17 protein-coding genes and 1 pseudogene are annotated in these 25,141 nt (G+C 59.2%); 10 read left to right on the forward strand and 8 right to left on the reverse strand.

Annotation, left to right across the window (positions count from 1 at the left end):
* Position 1: 1 nt before the first annotated feature.
* Together cydD and trxB are read right to left on the reverse strand one after the other, a co-directional pair.
* Positions 2–1,768 carry a heme ABC transporter permease/ATP-binding protein CydD gene (gene cydD / locus SSARUM_RS08210; protein ID WP_060425590.1) on the reverse strand — a complete coding sequence of 589 codons (1,767 nt, stop codon included), beginning with the start codon at positions 1,766–1,768 and terminating at the stop codon, positions 2–4.
* A gap of 240 nt (positions 1,769–2,008) precedes the next feature.
* Positions 2,009–2,980: a thioredoxin-disulfide reductase gene (gene trxB, locus SSARUM_RS08215; RefSeq protein WP_033637844.1), complete on the reverse strand. Its 972-nt coding sequence runs from the start codon at positions 2,978–2,980 to the stop codon at positions 2,009–2,011.
* A gap of 654 nt (positions 2,981–3,634) precedes the next feature.
* Between trxB and lrp the strand changes: the two genes are divergently transcribed.
* The 5 genes from lrp (at position 3,635) to serS (ending at position 11,460) form a co-directional block, all read left to right on the forward strand.
* Positions 3,635–4,129 (forward strand): leucine-responsive transcriptional regulator Lrp, encoded by a 495-nt coding sequence (gene lrp, locus SSARUM_RS08220; RefSeq protein ID WP_004928318.1) that lies wholly within the window; start codon positions 3,635–3,637, stop codon positions 4,127–4,129.
* A gap of 120 nt (positions 4,130–4,249) precedes the next feature.
* Positions 4,250–7,894 (forward strand): DNA translocase FtsK 4TM domain-containing protein, encoded by a 3,645-nt coding sequence (locus tag SSARUM_RS08225; protein ID WP_060387540.1) that lies wholly within the window; start codon positions 4,250–4,252, stop codon positions 7,892–7,894.
* Positions 7,895–8,092: 198 nt separating this feature from the next.
* A complete protein-coding gene (lolA, locus tag SSARUM_RS08230; protein WP_019454555.1) occupies positions 8,093–8,704 on the forward strand; it encodes an outer membrane lipoprotein periplasmic chaperone LolA in 612 nt (203 codons plus the stop codon).
* 67 nt (positions 8,705–8,771) lie between these two features.
* The gene (locus SSARUM_RS08235; protein ID WP_048322053.1) at positions 8,772–10,058 is read left to right on the forward strand and encodes a replication-associated recombination protein A; all 1,287 of its coding nucleotides are present in this window, start codon (positions 8,772–8,774) and stop codon (positions 10,056–10,058) included.
* A gap of 109 nt (positions 10,059–10,167) precedes the next feature.
* Complete coding sequence (gene serS, locus SSARUM_RS08240; RefSeq protein ID WP_033637847.1) at positions 10,168–11,460, forward strand: serine--tRNA ligase; 1,293 nt, start codon at positions 10,168–10,170, stop codon at positions 11,458–11,460.
* A 51-nt stretch (positions 11,461–11,511) separates the two neighbouring features.
* Here the strand turns inward: serS and SSARUM_RS08245 are convergent, their stop codons facing one another.
* Positions 11,512–11,877, reverse strand: coding sequence for a DUF1801 domain-containing protein (locus SSARUM_RS08245; protein WP_039566712.1), 366 nt, complete (start codon positions 11,875–11,877; stop codon positions 11,512–11,514).
* 163 nt (positions 11,878–12,040) lie between these two features.
* On the opposite strand from SSARUM_RS08245, the gene SSARUM_RS08250 reads away from it, so the two are divergent.
* Positions 12,041–13,192 (forward strand): MFS transporter, encoded by a 1,152-nt coding sequence (locus SSARUM_RS08250; protein WP_033637849.1) that lies wholly within the window; start codon positions 12,041–12,043, stop codon positions 13,190–13,192.
* A 49-nt stretch (positions 13,193–13,241) separates the two neighbouring features.
* Here SSARUM_RS08250 and pflA read toward each other — a convergent pair whose 3' ends face one another.
* The 4 genes from pflA to ycaO form a co-directional block, all read right to left on the reverse strand.
* Positions 13,242–13,982 (reverse strand): pyruvate formate lyase 1-activating protein, encoded by a 741-nt coding sequence (pflA, locus tag SSARUM_RS08255; protein WP_033637850.1) that lies wholly within the window; start codon positions 13,980–13,982, stop codon positions 13,242–13,244.
* A 279-nt stretch (positions 13,983–14,261) separates the two neighbouring features.
* Positions 14,262–16,544 (reverse strand): formate C-acetyltransferase, encoded by a 2,283-nt coding sequence (pflB, locus tag SSARUM_RS08260; RefSeq protein WP_004928286.1) that lies wholly within the window; start codon positions 16,542–16,544, stop codon positions 14,262–14,264.
* Between the two features lie 54 nt (positions 16,545–16,598).
* Positions 16,599–17,459: a formate transporter FocA gene (focA, locus tag SSARUM_RS08265; RefSeq protein WP_019454548.1), complete on the reverse strand. Its 861-nt coding sequence runs from the start codon at positions 17,457–17,459 to the stop codon at positions 16,599–16,601.
* Between the two features lie 460 nt (positions 17,460–17,919).
* Entirely contained in the window at positions 17,920–19,683 is a 1,764-nt protein-coding gene (gene ycaO / locus SSARUM_RS08270) for a 30S ribosomal protein S12 methylthiotransferase accessory factor YcaO (RefSeq protein ID WP_033646622.1), read from the reverse strand.
* 801 nt (positions 19,684–20,484) lie between these two features.
* Between ycaO and SSARUM_RS08275 the strand changes: the two genes are divergently transcribed.
* A complete protein-coding gene (locus tag SSARUM_RS08275; protein WP_072264918.1) occupies positions 20,485–20,814 on the forward strand; it encodes a hypothetical protein in 330 nt (109 codons plus the stop codon).
* 109 nt (positions 20,815–20,923) lie between these two features.
* On the opposite strand, the pseudogene SSARUM_RS08280 reads toward SSARUM_RS08275, so the two are convergent.
* A pseudogene (locus SSARUM_RS08280) lies at positions 20,924–21,069 on the reverse strand (site-specific integrase); the annotation flags it as partial.
* 99 nt (positions 21,070–21,168) lie between these two features.
* On the opposite strand from SSARUM_RS08280, the gene ansB reads away from it, so the two are divergent.
* From ansB to aroA, 3 genes are all read left to right on the forward strand, one after another.
* Positions 21,169–22,215 carry an L-asparaginase 2 gene (gene ansB, locus SSARUM_RS08285; RefSeq protein WP_033646620.1) on the forward strand — a complete coding sequence of 349 codons (1,047 nt, stop codon included), beginning with the start codon at positions 21,169–21,171 and terminating at the stop codon, positions 22,213–22,215.
* A gap of 308 nt (positions 22,216–22,523) precedes the next feature.
* Entirely contained in the window at positions 22,524–23,609 is a 1,086-nt protein-coding gene (gene serC, locus SSARUM_RS08290) for a 3-phosphoserine/phosphohydroxythreonine transaminase (RefSeq protein WP_033646617.1), read from the forward strand.
* A gap of 113 nt (positions 23,610–23,722) precedes the next feature.
* The gene (gene aroA, locus SSARUM_RS08295) at positions 23,723–25,009 is read left to right on the forward strand and encodes a 3-phosphoshikimate 1-carboxyvinyltransferase (RefSeq protein ID WP_060429829.1); all 1,287 of its coding nucleotides are present in this window, start codon (positions 23,723–23,725) and stop codon (positions 25,007–25,009) included.
* The last annotated feature ends 132 nt before the right edge of the window (positions 25,010–25,141 follow it).

Below are 25,141 nucleotides of genomic sequence, written 5' to 3' on the forward strand. Positions count from 1 at the left end.
ATTAAAGCTCCCCGCGGCGATGGGCGATCAGAGTGGCGAACAGGCCCGGCTGGGCGCTGAGGGTGGCGTAATCGCCCTGTTGCACGATGCGCCCGTTATCCATCACCCAAATCTGATCGTAGTCTTCGGTGTCTTCCAACTGGTGCGTCACCAGCAGGGTGGTTTGCTGATGCGAAGCGGCGTTCAACGCCTGCATCACCCGCTGCTCGCTGTGGGCATCGAGGCTGGCGGCCGGTTCATCCAGCAGCAGCAGGCGGCGCGGGCCGATCAGCGCCCGGGCGACCGCCACGCGCTGCGCCTGGCCGACCGACAGGCGGGCGGCGTTGTCGCCCACTTCGGTGTCGAGCCCCTGCGGCAGATAAGGGAGCAGTTCGCTGACGTAGGCGAGTTCCACCGCCTGCTGCAGCTGTGCTTCGTCGGCCTGCGGGCAGCCCAGCAGGATATTGGCGCGCAGGGTTTGCGCCGGCAGGTGCGGGTTCTGGCCGACCCAGCTCAGCTGCTGGCGCCAGGTTTCTGCGGACAGGTCACGCAGCTCGACGCCGTTGACGGTCAGCGATCCGCGATAGGGCAGGAAGCCGAGCAACAGATTGAGCAGTGAACTTTTGCCGGCGCCGCTCAGCCCGACCAGCGCCACGCGCTGCTGCGGTTGCAGGGTGAAGCTCAGCGGCCCGGCCAGCAGCACGCCGTTCGGCGACAGGATTTCCAACGCGTTCGCCTGCAGCGTCAGCGGTTGATCGGCGGGCAGTTGCCGCGTGCCGTTGCCCATCTGCTCGCCTTCGGCGCTGAGGAAGGTTTCCAGCGCTTCCGCCGCGCCGACCGCCTGCGCCTTGGCGTGGTAGAAGGTGCCGAGATCGCGCAGCGGTTGGAAAAACTCCGGCGCCAGAATCAACACCAGAAAACCGGAAAACAGCGTTACCCCGAGGCCGTAGCTGCCGAAGTTGAGTTCGCCGAGGTAAGAAAAGCCGAAGTACACCGCCACCACGGCGATGGAGATCGAAGCGAAAAACTCAAGCACGCCGGAAGAGAGGAAGGCCATGCGCAGCACTTCCATGGTGCGGCTGCGGAAATCTTCGGAAGATTTGGCGATTTGCGCGGTTTCGGCCTGCGCGCGGTCGAACAGCCGCAGGGTGTCCAGGCCGCGCAGGCGGTCGAGGAAGTTGCCGCTCAATCGCGCCAGCGCCACGAAGTTGCGGCGGTTGGCGTCGGCGGCCCCCATGCCGACCAGCGCCATGAACAGCGGGATCAGCGGCGCGGTCGCCAGCAGAATGATGCCTGCGGCCCAATTGATCGGGAAGACGGCGATCAGGATCAGCAGCGGGATGAAGACCGCCAGATACATCTGCGGCAGATAGCGCGAGTAATAGTCCTGCATATCCTCGATCTGCTCGACGATGATGCTGGCCCAACTGCCCGCCGGTTTGCCCTGGATCCAGGCCGGCCCGAGCTGCTGCAGCTTATCCAGCACCTGTTGGCGCATGCGCTGGCGGATCACTTGGCCACACCGGAAACCGACCCGTTCCCGCAGCCAGCTCAACAGCGCCCGCAGCGCGAACGCGGCGGCCAGCCAGATAAACGAAGGGATCAGCTGTTCGCGCGGGGTATGCTCGATGATCAGGGCGTGCAGCAGGCTGGCCAACAGCCACGCTTGCGCCACGATCAGCAGGCCGCTGAACAGCCCCAACAGCATGGAAAGGCGCAGCCAACGCTGCGCTAACGAACTCTGGGTTTTAAGCCAACGGGTTAACTGTTGCTGTCTGGTTTTTTTCATCAGATATGCGTCTGCGTCGCCGGCGCCCGTTTGTTACGGGCTGGGTTAACGTACTGTTAAATAATAGTGTTTGGCGCAATCGGCGACAAACAAGCGAGGCCCCATGTTACCTCGTCACCCGGCAGACTGAAAATAATAAAGCGGCCAAATGTGGCTATAACAGACGCGAGAAGGGGAGTGCGGAGGGGGGAAACAAAAAAAGCGGCTCGAGAGCCGCTTTTTGCTGATGAAGAGAACGTTTTAGCAGACTTCTGCGCCGGCGATGCCGTCCAGGTAACGCTCCGCGTCCAGCGCCGCCATACAGCCGGTGCCGGCGGAGGTGATCGCCTGGCGATAGATGTGATCCATCACGTCGCCCGCGGCGAACACGCCGGGGATGGTGGTTTGGGTCGCATTGCCGTGAATGCCGGACTGCACCTTGATGTAGCCGTTTTCCAGCTCCAGCTGGCCGCCGAAGATGCCGGTGTTCGGGCTGTGGCCGATGGCGATGAACACGCCGGCCAGTTCCAGTTCACGGGTTTCGTTTTCCGCTTTGGTGCTGCGGATACGCACGCCGGTCACGCCCATTTCATCTCCCAGCACTTCGTCCAGCGTATGGTCGGTGTGCAGCACGATGTTGCCGCTTTTCACTTTTTCCATCAGCCGGTCGATCAGGATCTTCTCCGAGCGGAAGCTGTCGCGGCGGTGGATCAGGTGAACCTCGGCGGCGATGTTGGACAGGTACAGCGCTTCTTCAACGGCGGTGTTGCCGCCGCCGACCACTGCGACTTTCTGGTTGCGGTAGAAGAAGCCGTCGCAGGTCGCACAGGCGGAAACGCCTTTGCCCTTGAAGGCCTCTTCGGAAGGCAGGCCAAGATAGCGGGCGGAGGCGCCGGTCGCGATGATCAGCGCGTCGCAGCTGTATTCGCCGCTGTCGCCGAACAGGCGGAACGGACGCTGCTGCAGATCGACGCTGTTGATGTGATCGAAGACGATTTCGGTCTGGAACTTCTCCGCATGCTCGCGCATGCGCTCCATCAGCGCCGGACCGGTCAGGCCTTCGGCGTCGCCCGGCCAGTTTTCCACTTCGGTGGTGGTGGTCAGCTGGCCGCCTTGTTCCATACCGGTGATCAGCACCGGGCTCAGGTTGGCGCGCGCCGCGTAAACGGCGGCGGTGTAACCGGCCGGGCCGGAGCCCAGAATCAGTAATTTGCTATGTTTAGCCGTGCCCATGAATAACCTCTTTATTCCACAATGGCGGACAATGAAGCCGATTGTAGGGAAAATGACGCAGTAAAAAAAGCGCCGGGCGACGTTGTTAACGATTTGTATGATAGTTGTCGCCTATTAATGCACCCGCTGTCGGCAAATCGTACGCCGAACGCAGAAATTTACCTTATCAAAGTCGCATTAGGCTGCCGAATCGCCAAGCGCGCAAAAACGGCGCATTCTGCGACTTAGGCCGCTCCCTGCCGGGGTTTATCTGCCAGCGATTCATAACCAAAAATGGGATGCAGACTTTTCGTGACGGTACGTTGTTCTGATTTTGCTTCTTTTACTTTGACAATCCGCTGCGCATTTGCGAAAACATCATAGGAAGAAGAAATTATCCCCGTAACACCAGCAAATCGTACGTATTTGCGCCGCGAGGCGGCAATGCGCGGTGGATGTGCGGAGCAGGGCGCGCAAGCGTTTGCTGATTTTTTCTCGACCTTAACGTCGTTACCGGCGCCGCGTGGGGTTGGACAGACAGGCTGCGCGGCGTGGAATGATGGTAGTGAAGAAGCATATGACAGGCATCGGGTCTTCGCTTGGAACGAACCCTTACACATTGACGTTGGCTAGGGTGTGGCAAGTGCACGGAAGAAAATAAGAGAGACAATAATAATGGCAGACAACAAGAAACGCCCGGGTAAAGATCTTGACCGTATCGACCGCAACATCCTGAATGAGCTGCAGAAGGATGGGCGTATTTCGAACGTCGAGCTTTCGAAGCGCGTGGGGTTATCCCCGACACCATGTTTGGAACGCGTGCGCCGTCTCGAGCGCCAGGGTTTCATTCATGGCTATACCGCATTGCTTAACCCGCATTATCTGGATGCGTCACTGCTGGTTTTCGTGGAGATCACGCTGAACCGCGGCGCGCCAGATGTGTTTGAGCAATTCAACTCGGCAGTGCAGAAGCTTGAAGAGATTCAGGAGTGTCATCTGGTTTCCGGTGATTTCGACTACCTGTTGAAAACCCGCGTACCGGACATGTCGGCTTACCGTAAACTGCTGGGCGAAACCTTGCTGCGTTTGCCGGGGGTCAACGACACCCGTACCTACGTAGTGATGGAAGAAGTGAAACAGAGTAACCGTCTGGTTATCAAAACACGGTAAGGTGCAGGTGCAAAACCTGATTAAATTGGTTACACTCCTGTTTATTCATACAGTTTCGGCGCCGGGGAAGCTTCTCGGCGCTGTTGCTATGTCAGCTAACAGGAACCTGGAGAGCCTTTCTTGAGCCAGGAATATACAGAAGATAAAGAAGTTACCCTGAAAAGACTCAGCAGTGGCCGGCGTTTGCTGGAGGCTGTGCTTATCGTGGTAGCGATTTTTGCCGTTTACCTCATGGCTGCGCTGGTCAGTTTCAACCCGTCTGACCCAAGCTGGTCGCAGACCGCGTGGCATGAGCCGATTCACAACTTGGGCGGCGGTGTTGGGGCCTGGTTGGCCGACACGCTGTTCTTCACCTTCGGGGTGCTCGCCTACGCGATACCACCGATCATGCTGGTCCTGTGCTGGGCGGCCTATCGCCAACGGGCCAACAGAGACTACGTCGACTATTTCGCGCTCTCCCTGCGCCTGATCGGCACCCTGGCGTTAGTGCTTACCTCCTGTGGGCTGGCGGCGCTGAACGTTGACGATCTCTATTACTTCGCTTCCGGCGGCGTGATCGGCAGCCTGCTGAGCAACGCCATGTTGCCATGGTTCAACGGCATCGGCGCCACGCTGGCGCTGCTGTGCGTGTGGGCGGCGGGGCTGACGCTGTTTACCGGCTGGTCCTGGCTGGTGATCGCCGAGAAGATCGGCGGGGCGGTGCTGGGCGTCGCGACCTTCATGACCAACCGTTCGCGTCGCGAAGCGCGTTATTTCGAGGATGACGAGCGTTACGTTGACGACGAGCCTGAGCAGGCAGGGAAGGGCGCCGCCGCAGCGGTTGCCGCGACCGCCGCCGGAGCCGCGGCCGCCGATGACGACGTGTTGTTCTCTGCGCCTTCGGTCACCGAAAGCGCCAAAGAGGCGGCGGAAGACGCCGCCGATCCGTTGCTCAGCGGCCTGCGAGCCGACGATGGTGAGGTTGAAGCCGCCGCCGCGCCAATCGCGCCGGCGGCTTCGCCTGCACCGGCGGTGAAGGCAGCGATCCACGAGCCCGTTGCAGCGCCGATCGCCGCTCAGGCGCCGTCGGTAACGGTGGCGCCGGCTGCGCCGGCCTCGGTCAATCAGCACCCGGTGAGTGCGCCGGCGCAAGACGCCACGCCGCCGCTGTACTCCTTCGAAATTCCGGAAGAAACGCCTGCACCGAAGGCGACGCGTCCTGTCGATCCTTATCAGGATGACGATGAGCCGCGTCTCGGTAATTGGCAAGAGCCGGCTGCGCCGCAGCCGCCGGCGCGTTCTCCCTTTGATTTTACCGCCGCGCAGCGCGACAGCGCCGACGTCAGCGGAGCGGGTGGTTTCAGCGCTACCGGTGCCAAGCCACAGCTGGATACGGCAGCCGCTGCCGCTGCGGGCGCCGCAGCGGCGACCTTCATGCCGGCCTTCACGGCCACCAGCGACGGCAATCCGCAGGTTAAGCAGGGCATCGGCCCTGAGCTCCCGCGGCCGAACCCGGTGCGCATCCCGACCCGTCGCGAGCTGGCTTCTTACGGCATCAAGCTGCCTTCGCAGCGTGCGGCCGAGCAGGAACAGCGCCAGGCGGATCCTCAGCAGCCGACGGCGGTGAGCCCGCAGGAAGAAGAGGCGCTGCAGGAAGCCGCGCTGCGTCAGGCGTTTGCCGAGCAGCAAAGCCAACGCTACGGCGAAAGCTACGCGCCGGAGCAACAAGATGACGAGAGCGCCCTGCAGGAAGCCGAGCTGAGCAAGGCGTTTGCCGAGCAGCAGAACCAACGCTACGGCGAAGGCTATCAACAGGACGACGAAGAGGCGCTGCAAGAGGCCGCGCTGCGCCAGGCGTTCGCCGAGCAGCAGCAGGCGCGCTACGGCCAGCAAGCGGCTGCTCCGCAAGCGCCGGCCGCCAGCCCGGTCGATACCCGCAATGCTTTCAGCTTCTCGCCGATGGCGGATCTGGTGGATGATGGCCCGAGCGAGCCGATGTTCACGCTGTCTCCGCAGCTTGAAGAGCGCATTGAACAGCAAAGCGAGCAACAGGACGACGTGCCGTTCGGCCAGTTTGAGCCTGCGGCGCCGGTTGCCCAACCTCAGCAACCGCACTCGCAGCCTCAGCAATACCAGCAGCCGCAGCAACAACAGTATCAACAGCCGTCGCAGCCATATCAGCAGCCACAGCAACCGGTGCAGCAGCAGCCTCAGCAAACTCAGGCCGAGCAGCATCCGGCGATGGACAGCTTGATTCACCCGTTCCTGATGCGCAACGATCAGCCGCTGCAGAAGCCGACCACGCCGCTGCCGACGCTGGATCTGCTGACCGAGGCCCCGAAAGAGGTAGAACCGGTCGACTCCTTCGCGCTGGAACAGAAGGCGCGTCTGGTGGAGGCCAGCCTGGCCGATTACCGCGTGAAAGCCGACGTGGTGGACATCCTGCCGGGGCCGGTCATCACCCGCTTCGAGCTGGATCTGGCGCCGGGCGTTAAAGCGGCGCGCATTTCCAACCTGTCGCGCGATCTGGCACGCTCGCTGTCGACGTCGGCGGTGCGCGTGGTAGAAGTGATCCCCGGCAAGCCTTACGTCGGTCTGGAGCTGCCGAACGCCAAGCGGCAAACGGTGTACCTGCGCGAAGTGCTGGATTGCCCGGCCTTCCGTGACAACCCGTCGCCGCTGTCCATCGTATTGGGTAAGGACATCTCCGGCGAACCGGTGGTGGCCGATCTGGGCAAAATGCCGCACTTGCTGGTCGCCGGTACCACCGGTTCCGGTAAGTCGGTCGGGGTCAACGCCATGATCCTGAGCATCCTGTATAAAGCCACGCCGAAAGAAGTGCGCTTTATCATGATCGACCCGAAAATGCTGGAGCTGTCGGTTTACGAAGGCATTCCTCACCTGTTGACCGATGTGGTCACCGACATGAAAGACGCCGCCAACGCGCTGCGCTGGTGCGTGGGGGAAATGGAACGCCGCTACAAGCTGATGTCTGCCCTGGGCGTGCGTAACCTGGCCGGCTACAACGAGCGCGTCGATCAGGCCGAGGCGATGGGGCGTCCGATCCCGGATCCGTTCTGGAAGCCGACCGACAGCATGGACATCACGCCGCCGGTGTTGGAGAAAGAGCCGTACATCGTGGTGATGGTCGACGAATTCGCCGATCTGATCATGACGGTCGGCAAGAAGGTCGAAGAGTTGATCGCTCGCCTGGCGCAGAAAGCGCGTGCGGCGGGTATCCATCTGGTGCTGGCGACCCAGCGTCCGTCGGTGGATGTGATCACGGGTCTTATCAAGGCCAACATCCCGACGCGTATCGCCTTTACCGTGTCGAGCAAGATCGACTCCCGCACCATCCTCGATCAGGGGGGCGCCGAGTCCTTGCTGGGTATGGGCGACATGCTCTATCTGGCGCCGAACTCCTCGATTCCGGTGCGCGTGCATGGCGCATTCGTGCGCGATCAGGAAGTGCACGCGGTGGTCAAGGATTGGAAAGCGCGCGAGCGGCCCCAATATAAAGAGGGCATTCTCAGCGGCGGCGAAGACGGCGAGGGCGGTGCCGGCGGTGGTATGGACGGCGACGAAGAGCTGGATCCGCTGTTTGACCAGGCGGTGGATTTCGTGGTGGATAAACGCCGCGCCTCCATCTCCGGCGTACAGCGCCAGTTCCGTATCGGCTATAACCGCGCGGCGCGCATCATCGAACAGATGGAAGCGCAGGGCATCGTCAGCGAGCAGGGGCACAACGGCAACCGCGAGGTGCTGGCGCCGCCGCGGCACGATTGATGGTCGTTTAGCCATTGCAATTCAATAAGAAAGGGCCGCTTAAGCGGCCCTTGTGCAAAGAAGCGTAAACCCGTTTCTTCTCGGAACATTGGCCTACCGGCCGATCGCCGGCTTCGGGTAAAGTAACCGGGTAAAGGGTTGATTTGACCCGCACGGCGTCGCCCTGCGGTTAACGCATTTCATAAGGTATCTGGAATAATGAAAAAACTGTTAGTTGCCTGCTGTCTGCTTTCGGGATTCGCTTCTACTTCCGTGCTGGCCGATGCCGCACAGGATCTGCAAAGTCGCCTGGCGAAGGTGAACAGTTTCCACGCCAGCTTCTCGCAAACCGTGACCAGCGCCGACGGTGCCGCGGTGCAACAGGGGGAAGGCGAGCTGTGGGTGAAGCGGCCGAACCTGTTCAACTGGCATATGACGTCACCCGATGAGAGCGTGCTGGTCTCCGATGGCCAAACCCTGTGGTTCTATAACCCGTTCGTCGAGCAGGTGACGGCGACCTGGCTGAAGAACGCCACCGGCAATACGCCGTTTATGCTGATCACCCGCAATAATGCCAGCGACTGGAAACAGTACAACGTGAAGCAAAAGGGCGATGATTTCGAGCTGACGCCGAAGTCCGCCAGCGGCAACCTGAAGCAGTTCGCCATCAGCGTGACCAACAGCGGCACCATCCGCAGCTTCGCCGCGGTGGAGCAGGACGGCCAGCGCAGTTCCTACACGCTGAAAAGCCAGCAGAACGTCGCCGCCGATCCGGCCAAATTCAAATTTACCCCGCCTAAGGGGGTGACGCTGGACGACCAGCGCCAGTGAGGTGCAAGTGAGTAATAATCTGTCGCTCGATTTTTCCCAGAACGAGTTCCAGCCGTTGGCCGCGCGTATGCGGCCGACCACGCTGGCGCAGTATATCGGCCAGCAGCACCTGCTGGCCGCCGGCAAGCCGCTGCCGCGCGCCATTGAGGCCGGGCAGCTGCACTCGATGATTTTATGGGGGCCGCCGGGCACCGGGAAGACGACGCTGGCAGAACTGATCGGCCGTTACGGCCAGGCGGATGTCGAACGGATCTCCGCCGTGACCTCCGGTATCAAGGAAATCCGCGAGGCGATCGAGCGGGCGCGGCAAAATCGCGACGCCGGCCGCCGCACCATCCTGTTCGTCGACGAAGTGCACCGCTTCAATAAGAGCCAGCAGGACGCTTTCCTGCCGCACATCGAAGACGGCACCATCACCTTTATCGGCGCCACCACCGAAAACCCGTCGTTCGAGCTGAACTCGGCGCTGTTGTCCCGCGCCCGCGTTTACCTGCTGAAGGCGCTGACTGCCGAAGATATCGGCCAGGTGCTGGATCAGGCGATGGGCGACAAGGCGCGCGGCTTTGGCGGCCAGAATATCGAGCTGCCGGCGGAAACGCGCCGCCTGCTGTCGGAGCTGGTGGGCGGCGACGCACGCCGGGCGCTGAACAGCCTGGAAATGATGGCCGACATGGCGGAGTTGGACGCCAAAGGCGTGCGGGTGCTGACGCCGGAGCTGCTGAAAGAAGTGTCGGGCGAGCGCAGCGCGCGCTTCGACAACAAGGGCGACCGTTATTACGATCTGATTTCCGCGCTGCATAAATCGGTGCGCGGCTCGGCGCCGGACGCCGCGCTGTATTGGTATGCGCGCATCATTACCGCCGGCGGCGATCCGCTCTACGTGGCGCGCCGTCTGTTGGCGATTGCCTCTGAAGACGTGGGCAACGCCGATCCGCGCGGCATGCAGGTGGCGATCGCAGCCTGGGATTGCTTCACCCGCGTGGGGCCAGCGGAGGGCGAACGCGCCATCGCGCAGGCGATCGTCTACCTGGCCTGCGCGCCGAAGAGCAATGCGGTTTACACCGCGTTCAAGGCTGCCATGCGCGACGCCAAAGAGCAGGCCGATTATGACGTGCCGGAGCACCTGCGCAACGCGCCGACCAAGCTGATGAAGGAAATGGGGCTGGGGGCGGAGTACCGTTACGCCCACGACGAACCCAACGCCTACGCCGCTGGCGAGAACTATTTCCCGCCCGAAATGGCCCATACGCGCTACTATCAACCGACCTCGCGCGGGCTGGAAGGGAAAATCGGCGAAAAGTTGGCATGGCTGGCTGAGCAGGATCAAAATAGCCCGACAAAACGCTACCGCTAGCGAGGCCGTTGCGGTAAGGTTAGCGGGTATCACTCTTCTTTTATGCGGCTATAAATCAGCCGCATAGAACAACAACACTTCTTTCAATAACAACAAGCACAGGATTAGCATGCTCGATCCCAATCTGCTGCGTAATGAGCTAGACGCAGTCGCCGTCAAACTGGCTCGCCGAGGCTTTAAACTCGATCTGGATCTGCTGCGTTCGCAGGAAGAACGTCGCAAAGTTCTGCAGGTAGAAACTGAAACGCTGCAAGCGGAACGCAACTCCCGATCGAAATCCATCGGCGCGGCCAAAGCGCGTGGGGAAGACATCGAGCCGCTGCGTCGCGAAGTGAACGAGCTGGGTGACAAGCTGGATGCCGCCAAGGCGGCGCTGGATGCGTTGCAGAGCGAGATCCGCGATTACGCCCTGACGCTGCCTAACCTGCCGGACGACGCCGTGCCGGATGGTAAAGACGACAGCGAAAACCTGGAAGTTGCCCGCTGGGGCGAACCGCGCCAGTACGACTTCGCGGTGCGCGATCACGTCGATCTGGGCGAAATGGCCGGCGGGCTGGATTTTGCCGCCGCGGTTAAGCTGACCGGTTCGCGCTTCGTGGTGATGAAAGGGCAAATCGCCCGCATGCACCGCGCGCTGTCCCAGTTCATGCTGGATCTGCACACCGAGCAGCACGGCTACCTGGAGGCCTATGTGCCTTATCTGGTTAACCACGCCACGCTGTACGGTACCGGCCAGCTGCCGAAGTTCGGCGAAGACCTGTTCCATACCCGTCCGCTGGAAGAAGAAGCCGACAGCAGCAACTACGCGCTGATCCCAACGGCGGAAGTGCCGCTGACCAACTTGGTGCGCGACGAGATCGTGGAAGAGGAAACTCTGCCGCTGAAAATGACTGCACACACGCCATGCTTCCGCGCGGAAGCCGGTTCTTACGGCCGCGACACCCGCGGTTTGATCCGCATGCACCAGTTCGACAAGGTCGAGATGGTGCAGATCGTTCGTCCGGAAGATTCGATGGATGCCCTGGAAGAGCTGACCGGCCACGCGGAAAAAGTGCTGCAGCTGCTGAACCTGCCTTACCGCAAGGTGCTGCTGTGCACCGGCGACATGGGCTTCGGCGCGTGCAAAACTTACGATCTGGAAGTGTGGCTGCCGGCGCAGGATACCTACCGCGAGATCTCGTCCTGCTCCAACATGTGGGACTTCCAGGCGCGTCGCATGCAGGCGCGCTGCCGCAGCAAAGCCGACAAGAAACCGCGCCTGGTTCACACCCTGAACGGCTCCGGCCTGGCGGTTGGCCGTACGCTGGTGGCGGTGCTGGAAAACTACCAGCAGGCCGACGGCCGCATTCAGGTGCCTGAAGTGCTGCGTCCTTATATGGGCGGCCTGGAATATATCGGCTAAACGGCAAACCACGAAAAAAGCGCCTGCGGGCGCTTTTTTTATGTCGAGAATTCAGCCCGTAGTCAGCGCATAAGCCTGTTGAATGTAGTCCGCCAGATGTTTGCTTTTCACCTCGTCGGGCGAGTGGAGCTTGATGTGCCGCCGATACTGGCCGCTGCCTTCGAGCTGGAGATAACGATCTTCCAATCGGTAGCCGTGGCCGAACTCCACCGTGACGTGGTGGCGATAGGCGAAAACGCCGCAGAAAAATTGGCTATGCGAGAACATGATGCCGCCGTATTTGACCGATTCGGTGACGCCGTTGCCGCACGCTGCAGCTATCCGGCGCACCTGCTGTACGATCTCCAGCAGTTCGCCGTGCGTGCTGCCGATGTCCGCCAGCAGGGCCTCTACCGCCGCATCATTTGCCTGACTCATCTTGCTTCTCCATCGTCAAATTCGCCCTGCGCTGAGCATAGCGCTTTTTCAGCCGGTTAGCCGGAAACAAATCGTGCGGTGCAATGATAAGAGGCGATTGACTTTTTTATCGCCAGTGGCATGATGCGCGCACTCTCATTGCGCGTTCGGTCACAATTTCACTATGTCCGCATACTCCCGCCCAGTGCTCTTATTGCTCTGCGGCCTTTTGTTGCTCACGGTATCCATTGCCGTTTTGAATACGTTAGTGCCTCTTTGGTTAACCCATGCTCAGCTGTCGACCTGGCAGGTGGGAATGGTCAGTTCCTCTTATTTCAGCGGCAACCTGTTGGGCACGCTGGTGGCGGGCAAACTGATCCAGCGCGTCGGTTTTACCCGCAGCTATCATCTTTCTTGTCTGGTGTTCGCCGCCGCGACTGCCGGCATGGTGCTGTCGATCGATTTTTGGAGCTGGCTGGGCTGGCGCTTCTTCGCCGGCGTCGGCTGCGCCTGGATCTGGGTGATCGTGGAGAGCGCGCTGTTGCGCAGCGGCAACCTGAGCAACCGCGGCCAGCTGCTGGCGGCCTATATGATCGTTTATTACCTTGGTACGGTGACCGGCCAATTGCTGTTGAGCATGACCTCGACCGAGTTGCTGCACGTGGTGCCGTGGGTGACCGCCATTGTGATTAGCGCCATGCTGCCGATGCTGTTCGCGCGGGTCAACCGCCATGAAGACGAGCCGCAGCAGGCGGCGGTGTGGACCATGCTGAGACGCCGCAGCGCGCGCCTCGGCATCAACGGTTGCATCATTTCCGGCATTGTGCTCGGTTCGCTATACGGCCTGATGCCGTTGTACCTCTCCCATCAGGGCATGAGCGACGCCAACGTCGGTTACTGGATGGCGCTGCTGGTCAGCTCCGGCATCGTCGGCCAATGGCCGGTCGGGCGCCTGGCCGATCGTTACGGGCGCCTGCTGGTGCTGCGCATTCAGGTGTTCGTGGTGATCCTCGCCAGCGTGGCGATGCTCGGCAACTACGCCATGGCGCCTTCGCTGTTCATCCTCGGCTGCGCCGGCTTTACCCTGTATCCGGTGGCGATGTCCTGGGCCTGCGAGAAGGCGCTGCCGCACGAGTTGGTGGCGATGAACCAGGCGCTGTTGATGAGTTACACCATCGGCAGCCTGCTGGGGCCGTCGATGACGGCGTTGCTGATGCAAAACTATTCCGACCGCGTGCTGTTCGTGATGATCGCCGCCGTGGCGCTGGTTTACCTGCTGATGCTGCTGAAGAAACAGAAGCCGGATCACCATCACACGCCGTTCGCCGCCGCCTGAGCATGAAAAAACCGGCCATGAGCCGGTTTTTTCTTTTGGCGTGCGCCAATCAGTAAATCACTTTGTGGCCGTAGCTTTCCAGGATGCCTTTGACGCGATCCATGGTCTCGGCTTTCGGCGGGTGCACGCCGTCCAGCTTGTACTCTTCCCCCATCGCTATCCATTTGTGCTTGCCCAGCTCGTGGTAGGGCAGCAGCTCGATTTTCTCGATGTTGGTCATGTCTTTGGTGAACTCGCCCAGCAGGTGCGCCGACTTATCGTCGTCTGACCAGCCCGGCACCACCACGTAGCGGATCCAGGTGCGCTGGTTGCGTTTCGCCAGGTAGCGGGCGAATTCCAGCGTGCGGTGATTGGAGACGCCGACCAGGTTCTGGTGGATCTCGTCGTTCATCTGTTTCAGATCCAGCATCACCAGATCGGTGGTGTCCAGCAGCTCGTCGATCACCGGATCGTAGCGGCGCACAAAGCCATTGGTGTCCAGGCAGGTATTGATGCCTTCGGCGTGGCAGGCGCGGAACCAGTCGCGCACGAATTCAGCCTGCAGGATCGCCTCGCCGCCGGACGCGGTCACGCCGCCGCCGGAGGCGTTCATGAAGTGGCGGTAGGCCACCGCGTCTTTCATCAGCTCTTCGACGGTCACTTCCTTGCCGCCGTGGGTGTCCCAGGTGTCGCGGTTATGGCAATAGAGGCAGCGCATCAGGCAGCCCTGGAAGAAGACGATAAAGCGGATCCCTGGCCCATCGACGGTGCCGCAGGATTCGAAGGAGTGGATGCGACCAATTGCTGACATTGCGGGGTTTTCTCCAATATTGACTGTCAAACGCAGTCTAAAAATAGGCGCGTGGCCGCCGGCCAGGTATCTGCGATGCAGCAGCGGGTGGAACCGCCACCGGGGTAATGATGCCTGTCGGCCGGTCAGTTGCCGGATAACTGTTTTGCCGGCTATCCATTCAGTATAGATGTCCGGCAAAACAGACTCGTACAGAGTCAGGGGAGAGCGGTGGGAGAAAAGGGCCGGCAAAACCGGCCCCTGCGTTGGTGCCGAGCAGTTTCCCGCCCGGCCGGCGTATTACATCGTTTGAGTGAAGGTACGAGTAATCACGTCCTGCTGCTGCTCTTTGGTCAGCGAGTTGAAGCGCACGGCGTAACCGGAAACGCGGATGGTCAGCTGAGGGTATTTCTCAGGGTTTTCCATCGCGTCCAGCAGCATTTCGCGGTTCATCACGTTGACGTTCAGGTGCTGGCCGCCTTCGATGGAGGCTTCATGGTGGAAGTAACCATCCATCAGGCCCGCCAGGTTGGCTTTACGCACGTCGTCGTCTTTACCCAGCGCGTTAGGCACGATGGAGAAGGTGTAGGAGATCCCGTCTTTCGCGTAGGCAAACGGCAGTTTGGCTACCGAGGTCAGGGAGGCTACTGCGCCTTTCTGGTCGCGGCCGTGCATCGGGTTGGCACCTGGGCCGAACGGTGCGCCTGCGCGGCGGCCATCCGGGGTGTTACCGGTTTTCTTACCGTACACCACGTTGGAGGTGATGGTCAGTACGGACTGGGTCGGTACCGCATTGCGGTAGGTGCGCAGTTTCTGAATTTTCTTCATGAAACGTTCCACCAGGTCGCAGGCGATGTCATCGACGCGGGCGTCGTTGTTACCGAACTGCGGATACTCGCCTTCCACTTTGAAGTCGATGGCCAGGCCGTCTTCGTCGCGAATGGTGGTGACTTTCGCGTACTTGATGGCAGACAGGGAGTCGGCCGCCACGGACAGGCCGGCGATGCCGCAAGCCATGGTGCGATAAACGTCACGGTCATGCAGTGCCATCAGCGCAGCTTCGTAGCTGTACTTGTCGTGCATGTAGTGAATGATGTTCAGCGCGGTCACGTACTGCTTGGCCAGCCAATCCATAAAGTGGTCCATGCGCGCCATGACTTTGTCATAGTCCAGCACTTCGTCCATCATCGGCGCTTCTTTAGGGCCGACCTGCATTTTCAGTTTTTCGTCAACGCCGCCGTTGATGGCGTACAGCATGGTTTTCGCCAGGTTGGCGCGGGCACCGAAGAACTGCATTTGTTTGCCGACGATCATCGGGCTGACGCAGCAAGCGATGGCGTAGTCATCGTTGTTGAAGTCAGGGCGCATCAGGTCGTCGTTTTCGTACTGAACGGAAGAGGTGTCGATGGACACTTTCGCCGCGAATTTCTTGAAGTTCAGCGGCAGCTTCTCAGACCACAGGATGGTCATGTTCGGCTCCGGAGACGGCCCCATGGTGTACAGGGTGTTCAGGAAGCGGAAGCTGTTTTTGGTGACCAGGGTGCGGCCGTCAACGCCCATACCGGCCAGGGATTCCGTTGCCCAGATTGGGTCGCCAGAGAACAGCTCATCGTACTCAGGGGTACGCAGGAAGCGCACCATACGCAGTTTCATCACCAGGTGGTCGATCAGTTCCTGCGCTTGTTCTTCGGTCAGTTTGCCCGCCTTGATGTCGCGCTCGATGAACACGTCGAGGAAGGTGGACACGCGGCCGAAGGACATGGCTGCGCCGTTCTGGGATTTCACCGCGGCCAGGTAGCCGAAGTAGGTCCACTGCACCGCTTCTTGCGCGCTGGTGGCCGGGCCGGAGATGTCGTAGCCGTATTTGGCGGCCATCTCTTTGATCTGAGCCAGAGCGCGGTGCTGTTCAGCGATCTCTTCGCGCAGCTGGATGGTCATTTCCAGATCTTCACCGTTTTCCAGTTTTTCCTGCAGCGATTTGAACTGGTTCAGCTTGTCGGCCATCAGGAAGTCGATACCGTACAGCGCCACGCGGCGGTAGTCGCCGATGATGCGGCCGCGGCCGTAGGCGTCCGGCAGGCCGGTCAGCACGCCGGATTTACGGCAGTTCAGGATGTCTTTGGTGTAAACGTCGAATACGCCCTGGTTGTGGGTTTTACGGTATTCGGTGAACACTTTTTTCAGCTGCGGATCCAGCTCGCGGCCGTACACTTTGCACGAACCTTCGACCATTTTGATGCCGCCGAACGGGATCAGCGCGCGTTTCAGAGGGGCGTCGGTCTGCAGACCCACGATGGTTTCCAGCTCTTTGGCGATGTAACCCGCGTCGTGAGAAACGATGGTTGAAGCAACGTTGGTGTCGAAATCAACCGGCGCGTGAGTGCGGTTTTCCAGTTTGATCCCTTCCATAACCTTGTCCCACAAGGTGGTGGTGGCCTGAGTTGCCCCAGCCAGGAAGGACTCGTCACCTTCATAAGGCGTGTAGTTTTTCTGGATGAAGTCACGAACGTTGACTTCATTCTGCCAGTCACCCTTGCTGAAACCTTCCCAAGCGTTGGCTAATTTCTCGTTAAGTTCGGTCATTGTACACCTACCTTTGATTGTGGATTTCTAACTCTGCGCGCGGTAACTCACAGCTTAGTGCTGTTCGCGGCCCCCGCGCAGATAAATTACCCAGTAAGTCAACCCAACCAGCAGACCGCCACCGATGATGTTGCCGATGGTGACCGGAATCAGGTTGTCGATGATGAAGTTGCTTACTGTCAGATGAGCGAATTGCTCAGGTACCGCCCCTACGGCTTGCCAGAATTCCGGCGTGGCGAAGTGTTTGACCACGATGCCCATAGGGATCATAAACATGTTGGCGATGCTGTGCTCGAAGCCGCTGGCGACAAACATCCCGACCGGCAGCACCATGGCGAGCATCTTGTCGGTCAGGGTGCGGCCGGAGTAGCTCATCCAGACCGCCAGGCAGACCATCAGGTTAGCCAGAATGCCGAGGCACACGGCTTCGATAAAGGTGTGATGCAGCTTGTGGTCTGCGGTTTGCAGGACATTCAGCCCCCACTGGCCGTTGGCGACCATATACTCGCCGGAGAACCAGATCAGCGCCACGAAGAACAGCGCGCCGACCAGATTGCCGAGATAAACGTTCAGCCAGTTGGCGCCCAGCTGGCCCCAGCTGATGCGGCCGCTGGCCTTGGCGATGACGATGAGCACGGTAGAGGTGAACAGGTCGGCGCCCGACACCACCACCAGCATTAACCCGAGAGAGAAGCAGATGCCGCCGACCAGTTTCGCCAGCCCGAAAGGCACGCCGGCGGTGCCGGTGGTCGCCGTGATGTAGAAGACGAAGGCGATGGAAATGAAGACACCGGCGGTGATCGCCAAATAAAACGTTTTCAGCGGATGTTTGGTGGCTTTATACACGCCGGCATCTTCAGCGATTTTCGCCGTTGCCGCAGGTAAAATCAGATCGAAGGGGCTGTCAGTTTTCAAACTAACTCTCGCTCTTAAGGGTTAAAACAACGCAATGAGATACTAGCAAAGCAGTATAGGGGAAAATTTGATTTGGATCATAAGGCGGGGAAGTAGAGCGGCAAAATGACGTGTTTTTTGTGTGGTTTTTGTGGTTAATTTATTGATTTCTAAGATAAAACAATTTTTTAATGTTTGCAAATTTTTTTGAATGCGCAGGGTGGGCCGCAGGCGCTAAAGTTAAATTTTTAGGCGTTTTGTCGCCGCGCAGCGCTGAAAGTTTAATTATCGGTTAATTATTATTTCACCGTCCGGCAACAATTGACGGTTTATTTATTTTTATGGTCGTTTAACCGCCTATTTTCCGGCGAAAAAATAAAACCGCATGCGTTGAAATAAACCGCAAAAATGAAAACGCCGCAACGGCGTGCGGCGTTTGGCAGCAGGGGTACTCCCAAAGTGGCAGTGCCCCTGATGACGCTTAGGCCTTGGCCCAGTGGCGGCGTTTGGCCGCCTGCAGCTTCTCGTAGGCCGCCAGCAGCGCCTGATGGGCCGGCAGCGCCTTCAGATCGGCATAGACGGCGAACAGCCCGTTGAAGCGTTCTTCACCGCTGATGGCGGCGGAGGCGGCGTCGACCGCTTCCTGGCCATACATCTTCACGAACGCGGTATAGTATTGCGCCGCTTCGCGTTCAGGCTCCTGCGCCAGCAGCAGCAGCGTTTGCAGGCAGCGGTAGTAGTTGCTGCGCGCCGGGCTCAGCACCGAGGCGTTGAAATCCTGCGTCCATTCGGTCCAGATCAGTGCCTGATCCAGATCGCCGCCCGCCAGCGCCAGCATCGCCTTCAGCTCGCCCACGCGCAGGGTATGCCAGGCGTTGTCTTTGCCGCTGGCAATGCCCAGCAGTTCGCGTACGCGGGTGAAATCGTCCAGCCCTTCGTCATCCAGTTGCTCGATCAGCGCCAGGTACTCTTCCGGCTCCCACTCGCTGCCCGGCAGCGCCAGCAGCGTGTCGCGCAGGTGCGCGCCCATGCTGTTGTTGGCCAGCAGCAGGTCTTCCGCCGGATAAATGTCGGACATGCCCGGCACGATGATGCGGCAAGCGTAGACGCCCAGGTGCTCGTAGTCGGCGATGTACACTTCCGCGTCTTCCTTGTCGAAGATGCTCATCAGGGTGGCGAACTCTTCCTGCGTGCTGCCGCTGAAGTTCCAGTCAACGAACGGGTAATCCGCGTCCTGTTTGAACAGATCCCAGGAGATCAGGCCGCTGGAGTCGATGAAGTGCGTTTCCAGGTTGGTGTGTTCCGCCACTTCTTCGTCATCGAAGGTCGGCGCGGTGAACACGTCGAGATCTTTCAGGCTGCGGCCCTGCAGCAGTTCGGTCACCGTGCGTTCCAGCGCCACGCCGAAGTCCGGGTGCGCGCCGAACGAGGCGAAGCAGGTGCCGTTGGTCGGGTTGAACAGCACCACGCAGATCACCGGGTAGTTGCCGCCCAGCGAGGCGTCATAGGAGAGGATCGGGAAACCTTCCTCTTCCAGTTTGGCGATGGCTTCCACCACGCCCGGGTAGCGGTTCAGCACTTCGTCCGGGATCGCCGGCAGGCTGATGGATTCGGCGATGATGCGGTTTTTCACATAGCGCTCGAACACTTCCGACAGGCCCTGCACGCGCGCTTCGTTGGCGGTGTTGCCGGCGGACATGCCGTTGGAAACATACAGGTTGCCGATGATGTTCATCGGGATGTACACGGTTTGCTGATCGGACTGGCGGGTAAACGGCAGCGCGCACACGCCGCGATCGGCGTTGCCGGACTGCAGATCGACAAGATCGCTGGCGCTCAGCTCTTGCTGCGGATCGTAGAAGGCGTGCAGGCGTTCGTCGAGGATGCCGGCCGGCAGCGCGTCGTCTTCAGGGATCGGGAACCATTTCTCATTCGGGTAGTGCACGAAGTCGCCTTCGGCGATCTGCCGGCCCAGATAGAAATCGGCGAAGAAGTAGTTGGTGGACAGGCGCTCGAAATATTCACCCAGCGCGGAGGCCAGCGCGGCTTTTTTGCTGGCGCCTTTGCCGTTGGTGAAGCACAGCGGGCAATCGCGATCGCGAATGTGCACCGACCACACGTGCGGCACCGGGTTCAGCCAGGAGGCTTCTTCGATGTTGAAACCGAGATCGCTCAGTTTCTGCTGGAAACGGGCGATGGAGTCTTCCAGGGCGGCATCTTTACCGGGGATAAAAGTTTGCGTCATTGTCTTCATTTCATGTTTTCATGTTGACAGGTGTTTTTGTTTTACCTTTAATTTTCAAAATGTTGATTGAAAATTAGGCTGTATATTGTTCCGGTGTTTTTTGACGTTTTCTCATTCTTGCAGCAAAACGCGGGGTACGTGGTGGGGCCGAACTGAACACCAAAACAGCCTGCCATGAAGATGGCGTTACCCTGAGGGTTACCTCAACCTTGAGGGATATCTTCTCACACGTGAGAGAAAAAAGGGTAGGTTCAGTCGGTTCAGTCGGTTCAATATTTATATATAAATGATTTATATGGCTATCCTTCTGTTTTTTGAACCGACCTCACAGCAACGAGATGCAGAAACATCAAGCGAGAGGCTGCGCATCGTCTTGGTGGCGTGACACCATGAATCCATAGGTTAAAAGCTCTTGACATTCACCGGAAAAATGAGAATGATAATCAAACTCATTTGCCTGGGTTGTAAAACTGCCGCTCCCTCAGAACCATAAATATAGCTTTAGTCATGGGCGAATGGGAAATACAGATTAAATGATTTGCATTTTTAGTTTTCTCATTAATTATCATGGTTAGGGGAGATGACAGTTATAGAGGTATAAAATGAAATTTTCATTAGATAGTGCTTTTTATAAACGATGGTTAAGAAATTCGTTATATATTTTTTCAATATTCAGTGTTGTAAATTATATTAGTGAAGGTGTTCATGATGGAAGTTATTTCTTTATCGTGATTTTTGGCATTTGTTTTATTGTGGGCTTTGTTTTTTCATTGTTTAACTTAAATTTACAGGAACGTAAAGATGAAAGAACTTAATTTGAGTGAAATTAATCGAGTTACAGGTGCGGGCGGTGAACAAATAGCTCAACTGGCCGGCACTGTCGCCGGTACTTGGCTCGGTGGCGGTAATCCCTATGCTGGGGCCCTCGGCGGGTATGCGGCCGGAGAAATTTACAATGGAATTCAGAACGGCTATCAAACGGCTCCAAATATAGATGTAGGTATCGGATCTTACAATGCTAACTTTAATTCTGACTTAGGCGCTAGCGGTAGTTTTTCTGTTGCAGATGTGGAAGCCATGGGATGGTGTAATTTTAATATGACTTATTTCTCTAGCTCTAGCGGTTGTTAAATGTCAATCGTTAAGCAGGCATTTTTCAATGCCTGCAATTCGATTTTTCGATTGATAATATTTTTGTGTGTTCTGGTTGACTAACGTATAGCAATTAAATCAATCCACTCTACAATTTCTCATTCAGCGATTGAGGGTATAACTCAGTGTATACCTGCCAAAGCAGATTCAAGTTGCGATGGCCGGTGGCCTGGGCGACACCTTCTCAATGCTAAACCCCACCTCAAATAGCCTGCTGCCCGCATCACGGCGCAGATACGGGGTTTTGCGTCATTCCTAAAGCGGCGGCAAAGTCACAGTTTTTTTAAGGATAGGGGCCATAATTCAGCGAGTTATCTGTCACGGAGAAATCTAATGAAATCAGTGAAACTCAGCGCGTTAACCCTCTTGTTGACCGGCTTCAGCGCCTCGGCGCTGGCGCTGCCCAACATCACCCTGCTGGCGACCGGCGGCACTATCGCCGGCGGCGGTGAGTCGGCGACGAAATCCAACTATACCGCGGGCAAGCTGGGCGTCGAGGCGCTGGTCGATGCGGTGCCGGAGCTGAAAAACGTCGCCAACGTGCAGGGGGAGCAGGTGGTGAACATCGGCTCGCAGGACATGAACGATCAGGTCTGGCTGACGCTGGCGAAGAAAATTGACGCCGACTGCGGCAAGACCGACGGCTTCGTCATCACCCACGGCACCGATACGCTGGAGGAGACGGCCTATTTCCTCGATTTGACGGTGAAATGCGACAAGCCGGTGGTGCTGGTAGGGGCGATGCGGCCGGCGACGGCGATGAGCGCCGACGGCCCGTTCAATCTGTACAACGCGGTGGTGACGGCGGCGGATCCGCAATCGGCCAACCGCGGGGTGCTGGTGGCGATGAACGACACCGTGCTGGATGCGCGCGACGTCACCAAGACCAACACCACCGCCGTGCAGACCTTCCAGTCGCCGAACTACGGCCCGCTGGGGTATATCCACAACGGCAAGATCGATTACCAGCGCTCGCCGCAGCGTAAGCATACCCGGGATACGCCGTTCGACGTCAGCAAGCTGAACGAATTGCCGAAGGTCGGCATCATCTACAACTATGCCAACGCCTCCGATGCGCCGGCCAAGGCGCTGATCGCCGAAGGCTACCAGGGCATCGTCAGCGCCGGGGTCGGCAACGGCAACCTGTATAAAACCGTGTTCGACACCCTGGCGACGGCGGCGCACAATGGTGTGGCGGTGGTGCGCTCATCGCGCGTGCCGACCGGCGCCACCACCGAAGATGCGGAAGTGGACGACGCCAAGTACGGCTTTGTGGCCGCCGGCACGCTGAATCCGCAAAAAGCGCGCATACTGCTGCAGCTGGCGCTGACGCAAACCAAAGACGCGAAGCAGATCCAGCAGATGTTCAATCAGTACTGATCGTTTTCTCTCCTGCGGGGGCCGGCCGGGCTCTCGCAGCCATCTTGGCTGAATACAGCATAAAACACCGCGTTAACCCGCTGAATTTCCCCATATCACAGGGTTTTATCGTCCAAACAATCGCGACGGCCGCAGAGCCTGTCATCACCCGGCGCGGCCGTTTGCCGCCGACGGGCGAATAAGCGTTGCAGCCATGGGGCGTGAGTGATAAAACCGATGGGTTGGTTAACGCGAGCGTTAACTTCGGGCGTCTTTTCGACAGGTCGCTTTTCTGCGGCGAACAGTGACAGTGAATGTGGTGAGGGGAAATGACTCAGGTTTATAATTTTAGCTCTGGCCCGGCGATGCTGCCGGTGGAAGTGTTGCGTCGTGCGGAACAGGAACTGTGCAACTGGCACGGGCTGGGCACGTCAGTGATGGAGATCAGTCACCGCAGCAAAGAATTCATCGCCGTTGCCGAGCAGGCGGAACAAGATCTGCGCGATCTGCTGAAAGTCCCCTCCAACTATAAAGTGCTGTTTTGCCACGGCGGCGCCCGCGCGCAGTTCGCCGCGCTGCCGCTGAACCTGTTGGGCGACAAGGCCACCGCCGACTATATCGACGGCGGCTATTGGGCGCACAGCGCCATCAAGGAAGCGGAAAAGTATTGCGCCCCGAACGTCATCGACGTGAAAACCCGTATCGACGGCCTGAGCGGCATCAAGCCGATGAAAGCGTGGCAGCTCAGCGACGACGCGGCTTATGTCCACTATTGCCCGAATGAGACCATCGACGGCGTGGCCATCGATGAAACGCCGGACTTCGGCGACAAGGTGGTAATCGGCGATTACTCCTCGACCATCCTGTCCCGCCCGCTCGACGTCAGCCGTTTCGGCGTGATTTACGCCGGCGCGCAGAAAAATATCGGCCCGGCTGGCCTGACGCTGGTGATCGTACGTGACGATCTGCTGGGTAAGGCGCGCAAAGAAGTGCCGTCGATCCTCGACTACACCGTGCTGGCCGAGAACGACTCGATGTTCAACACCCCGCCAACCTTCGCCTGGTACCTGTCGGGGCTGGTGTTCAAATGGCTGAAAGAGCAGGGTGGCCTGGTGGAGATGCAAAAACGCAATCAGGCCAAGGCCGAACTGCTGTACGCGACCATCGATAAATCCGACTTTTACCGCAGCCAGGTGGCGATCGCCAACCGTTCCTGGATGAACGTGCCGTTCCAGCTGGCCGATGCGGCGCTGGACAAGGTGTTCCTCAGCGAAGCCGAAGCCATCGGCCTGCAGGCGCTGAAAGGCCACCGGGTAGTTGGCGGGATGCGCGCTTCTATTTACAATGCCATGCCGCTGGCCGGCGTGCAGGCGCTGACCGACTTCATGGCCGACTTCGAACGTCGTCACGGTTGATTCCGTCAGCCCGCCCGGCGCGGGCTGCTCAGGCTGTTGTCCTTTTGCATTAAAGCGGCTCCGGCATTATTCCGGAGCCGTTTCGTTTATCAGAATTGGAGAGTTTTGTTCACATGGTGGATTCCCTGACGTTACACCCGGTCGCCCTGGTCAATGGCACCGTCAACTTACCCGGCTCCAAGAGCGTTTCTAACCGCGCTCTGCTGCTGGCGGCGCTGGCGAAAGGAACGACCCGGCTGACCAACCTGCTGGACAGCGACGACGTGCGTCATATGCTGAACGCGCTGCAGGCGTTGGGCGTGAACTACCAGCTTTCCGCCGATCGCACCCTGTGCGAAGTGACCGGCGTGGCCGGCCCGCTGGTGGCCGAACGGCCGCTGGAACTGTTCCTCGGCAATGCCGGGACGGCGATGCGTCCATTGGCGGCGGCGCTGTGCCTCGGCGAAGGCGACGTGGTGCTGACCGGCGAACCGCGCATGAAAGAGCGCCCGATCGGCCATCTGGTGGACGCGCTGCGCCAGGGCGGGGCGCAGATTGATTACCTCGAGCAGACCGATTACCCGCCGATTCGCCTGCGCGGCGGCTTCCAGGGCGGCGACGTCACCGTTGACGGCAGCGTCTCCAGCCAGTTCCTGACCGCGTTGCTGATGACCGCGCCGCTGGCGCCGCAGGATACGCAGATCCACATCAAGGGCGAGCTGGTTTCCAAGCCGTACATCGACATCACGCTGCATCTGATGCGCACCTTCGGCATATCGGTGAGTCACGACAACTACCGGGTGTTCCATATCCAGGGGCGCCAGACGTATATCGCGCCGGGCGATTACCTGGTTGAGGGCGACGCTTCTTCCGCCTCTTACTTCCTGGCGGCGGCGGCTATCAAAGGCGGCACCGTGCGCGTGACCGGCATCGGCCGCAAAAGCGTGCAGGGCGACACCAAGTTTGCCGACGTGCTGGAGAAAATGGGCGCGCGCATTACCTGGGGCGACGATTTCATCGAATGCAGCCGCGGTGAACTGCGCGGTATCGACATGGACATGAACCACATTCCTGACGCGGCGATGACCATCGCCACCGCAGCGCTGTTCGCCGAGGGGCCGACCACCATCCGCAATATCTACAACTGGCGGGTGAAGGAGACCGACCGTCTGGCGGCGATGGCCACCGAGCTGCGTAAAGTGGGGGCGGAAGTGGACGAAGGCGAAGACTACATTCACGTCGTGCCGCCGGCCAAACTGCAGTTTGCCGAGATTGGCACCTACAACGATCACCGCATGGCGATGTGTTTCTCGCTGGTGGCGCTGTCGGATACTCCGGTCACCATTCTCGATCCGAAATGCACCGCGAAAACCTTCCCGGACTATTTCGAACAGCTGGCGCGCATCAGCCAGCCGGCGTAACCCGTCAAATCGTTTATTTTAAGGCCCCTTTGTGGGCCTTTATCGTTTTTAACCTTTGGCGGCCGGCATTTCTTCTATACTTTTTCGCGGTTGTGCGCTTATTTTCAACAACCGGACAGTTCCAGGGTAACA

The organism is Serratia sarumanii (assembly GCF_029962605.1).
Classification (GTDB): Bacteria; Pseudomonadota; Gammaproteobacteria; order Enterobacterales; family Enterobacteriaceae; genus Serratia; species Serratia sarumanii.

What these genes read in the sequence shown, in the direction of transcription:
- cydD (WP_060425590.1), bottom strand. Translation starts at nt 1,768, where the DNA reads ATGAAAAAAACCAGACAGCAACAGTTAACCCGTTGGCTTAAAACCCAG.
- trxB (WP_033637844.1), bottom strand. Translation starts at nt 2,980, where the DNA reads ATGGGCACGGCTAAACATAGCAAATTACTGATTCTGGGCTCCGGCCCG.
- lrp (WP_004928318.1), top strand. Translation starts at nt 3,635, where the DNA reads ATGGCAGACAACAAGAAACGCCCGGGTAAAGATCTTGACCGTATCGAC.
- lolA (WP_019454555.1), top strand. Translation starts at nt 8,093, where the DNA reads ATGAAAAAACTGTTAGTTGCCTGCTGTCTGCTTTCGGGATTCGCTTCT.
- SSARUM_RS08235 (WP_048322053.1), top strand. Translation starts at nt 8,772, where the DNA reads ATGCGGCCGACCACGCTGGCGCAGTATATCGGCCAGCAGCACCTGCTG.
- serS (WP_033637847.1), top strand. Translation starts at nt 10,168, where the DNA reads ATGCTCGATCCCAATCTGCTGCGTAATGAGCTAGACGCAGTCGCCGTC.
- SSARUM_RS08245 (WP_039566712.1), bottom strand. Translation starts at nt 11,877, where the DNA reads ATGAGTCAGGCAAATGATGCGGCGGTAGAGGCCCTGCTGGCGGACATC.
- SSARUM_RS08250 (WP_033637849.1), top strand. Translation starts at nt 12,041, where the DNA reads ATGTCCGCATACTCCCGCCCAGTGCTCTTATTGCTCTGCGGCCTTTTG.
- pflA (WP_033637850.1), bottom strand. Translation starts at nt 13,982, where the DNA reads ATGTCAGCAATTGGTCGCATCCACTCCTTCGAATCCTGCGGCACCGTC.
- pflB (WP_004928286.1), bottom strand. Translation starts at nt 16,544, where the DNA reads ATGACCGAACTTAACGAGAAATTAGCCAACGCTTGGGAAGGTTTCAGC.
- ycaO (WP_033646622.1), bottom strand. Translation starts at nt 19,683, where the DNA reads ATGACGCAAACTTTTATCCCCGGTAAAGATGCCGCCCTGGAAGACTCC.
- SSARUM_RS08275 (WP_072264918.1), top strand. Translation starts at nt 20,485, where the DNA reads ATGAAAGAACTTAATTTGAGTGAAATTAATCGAGTTACAGGTGCGGGC.
- ansB (WP_033646620.1), top strand. Translation starts at nt 21,169, where the DNA reads ATGAAATCAGTGAAACTCAGCGCGTTAACCCTCTTGTTGACCGGCTTC.
- serC (WP_033646617.1), top strand. Translation starts at nt 22,524, where the DNA reads ATGACTCAGGTTTATAATTTTAGCTCTGGCCCGGCGATGCTGCCGGTG.
- aroA (WP_060429829.1), top strand. Translation starts at nt 23,723, where the DNA reads ATGGTGGATTCCCTGACGTTACACCCGGTCGCCCTGGTCAATGGCACC.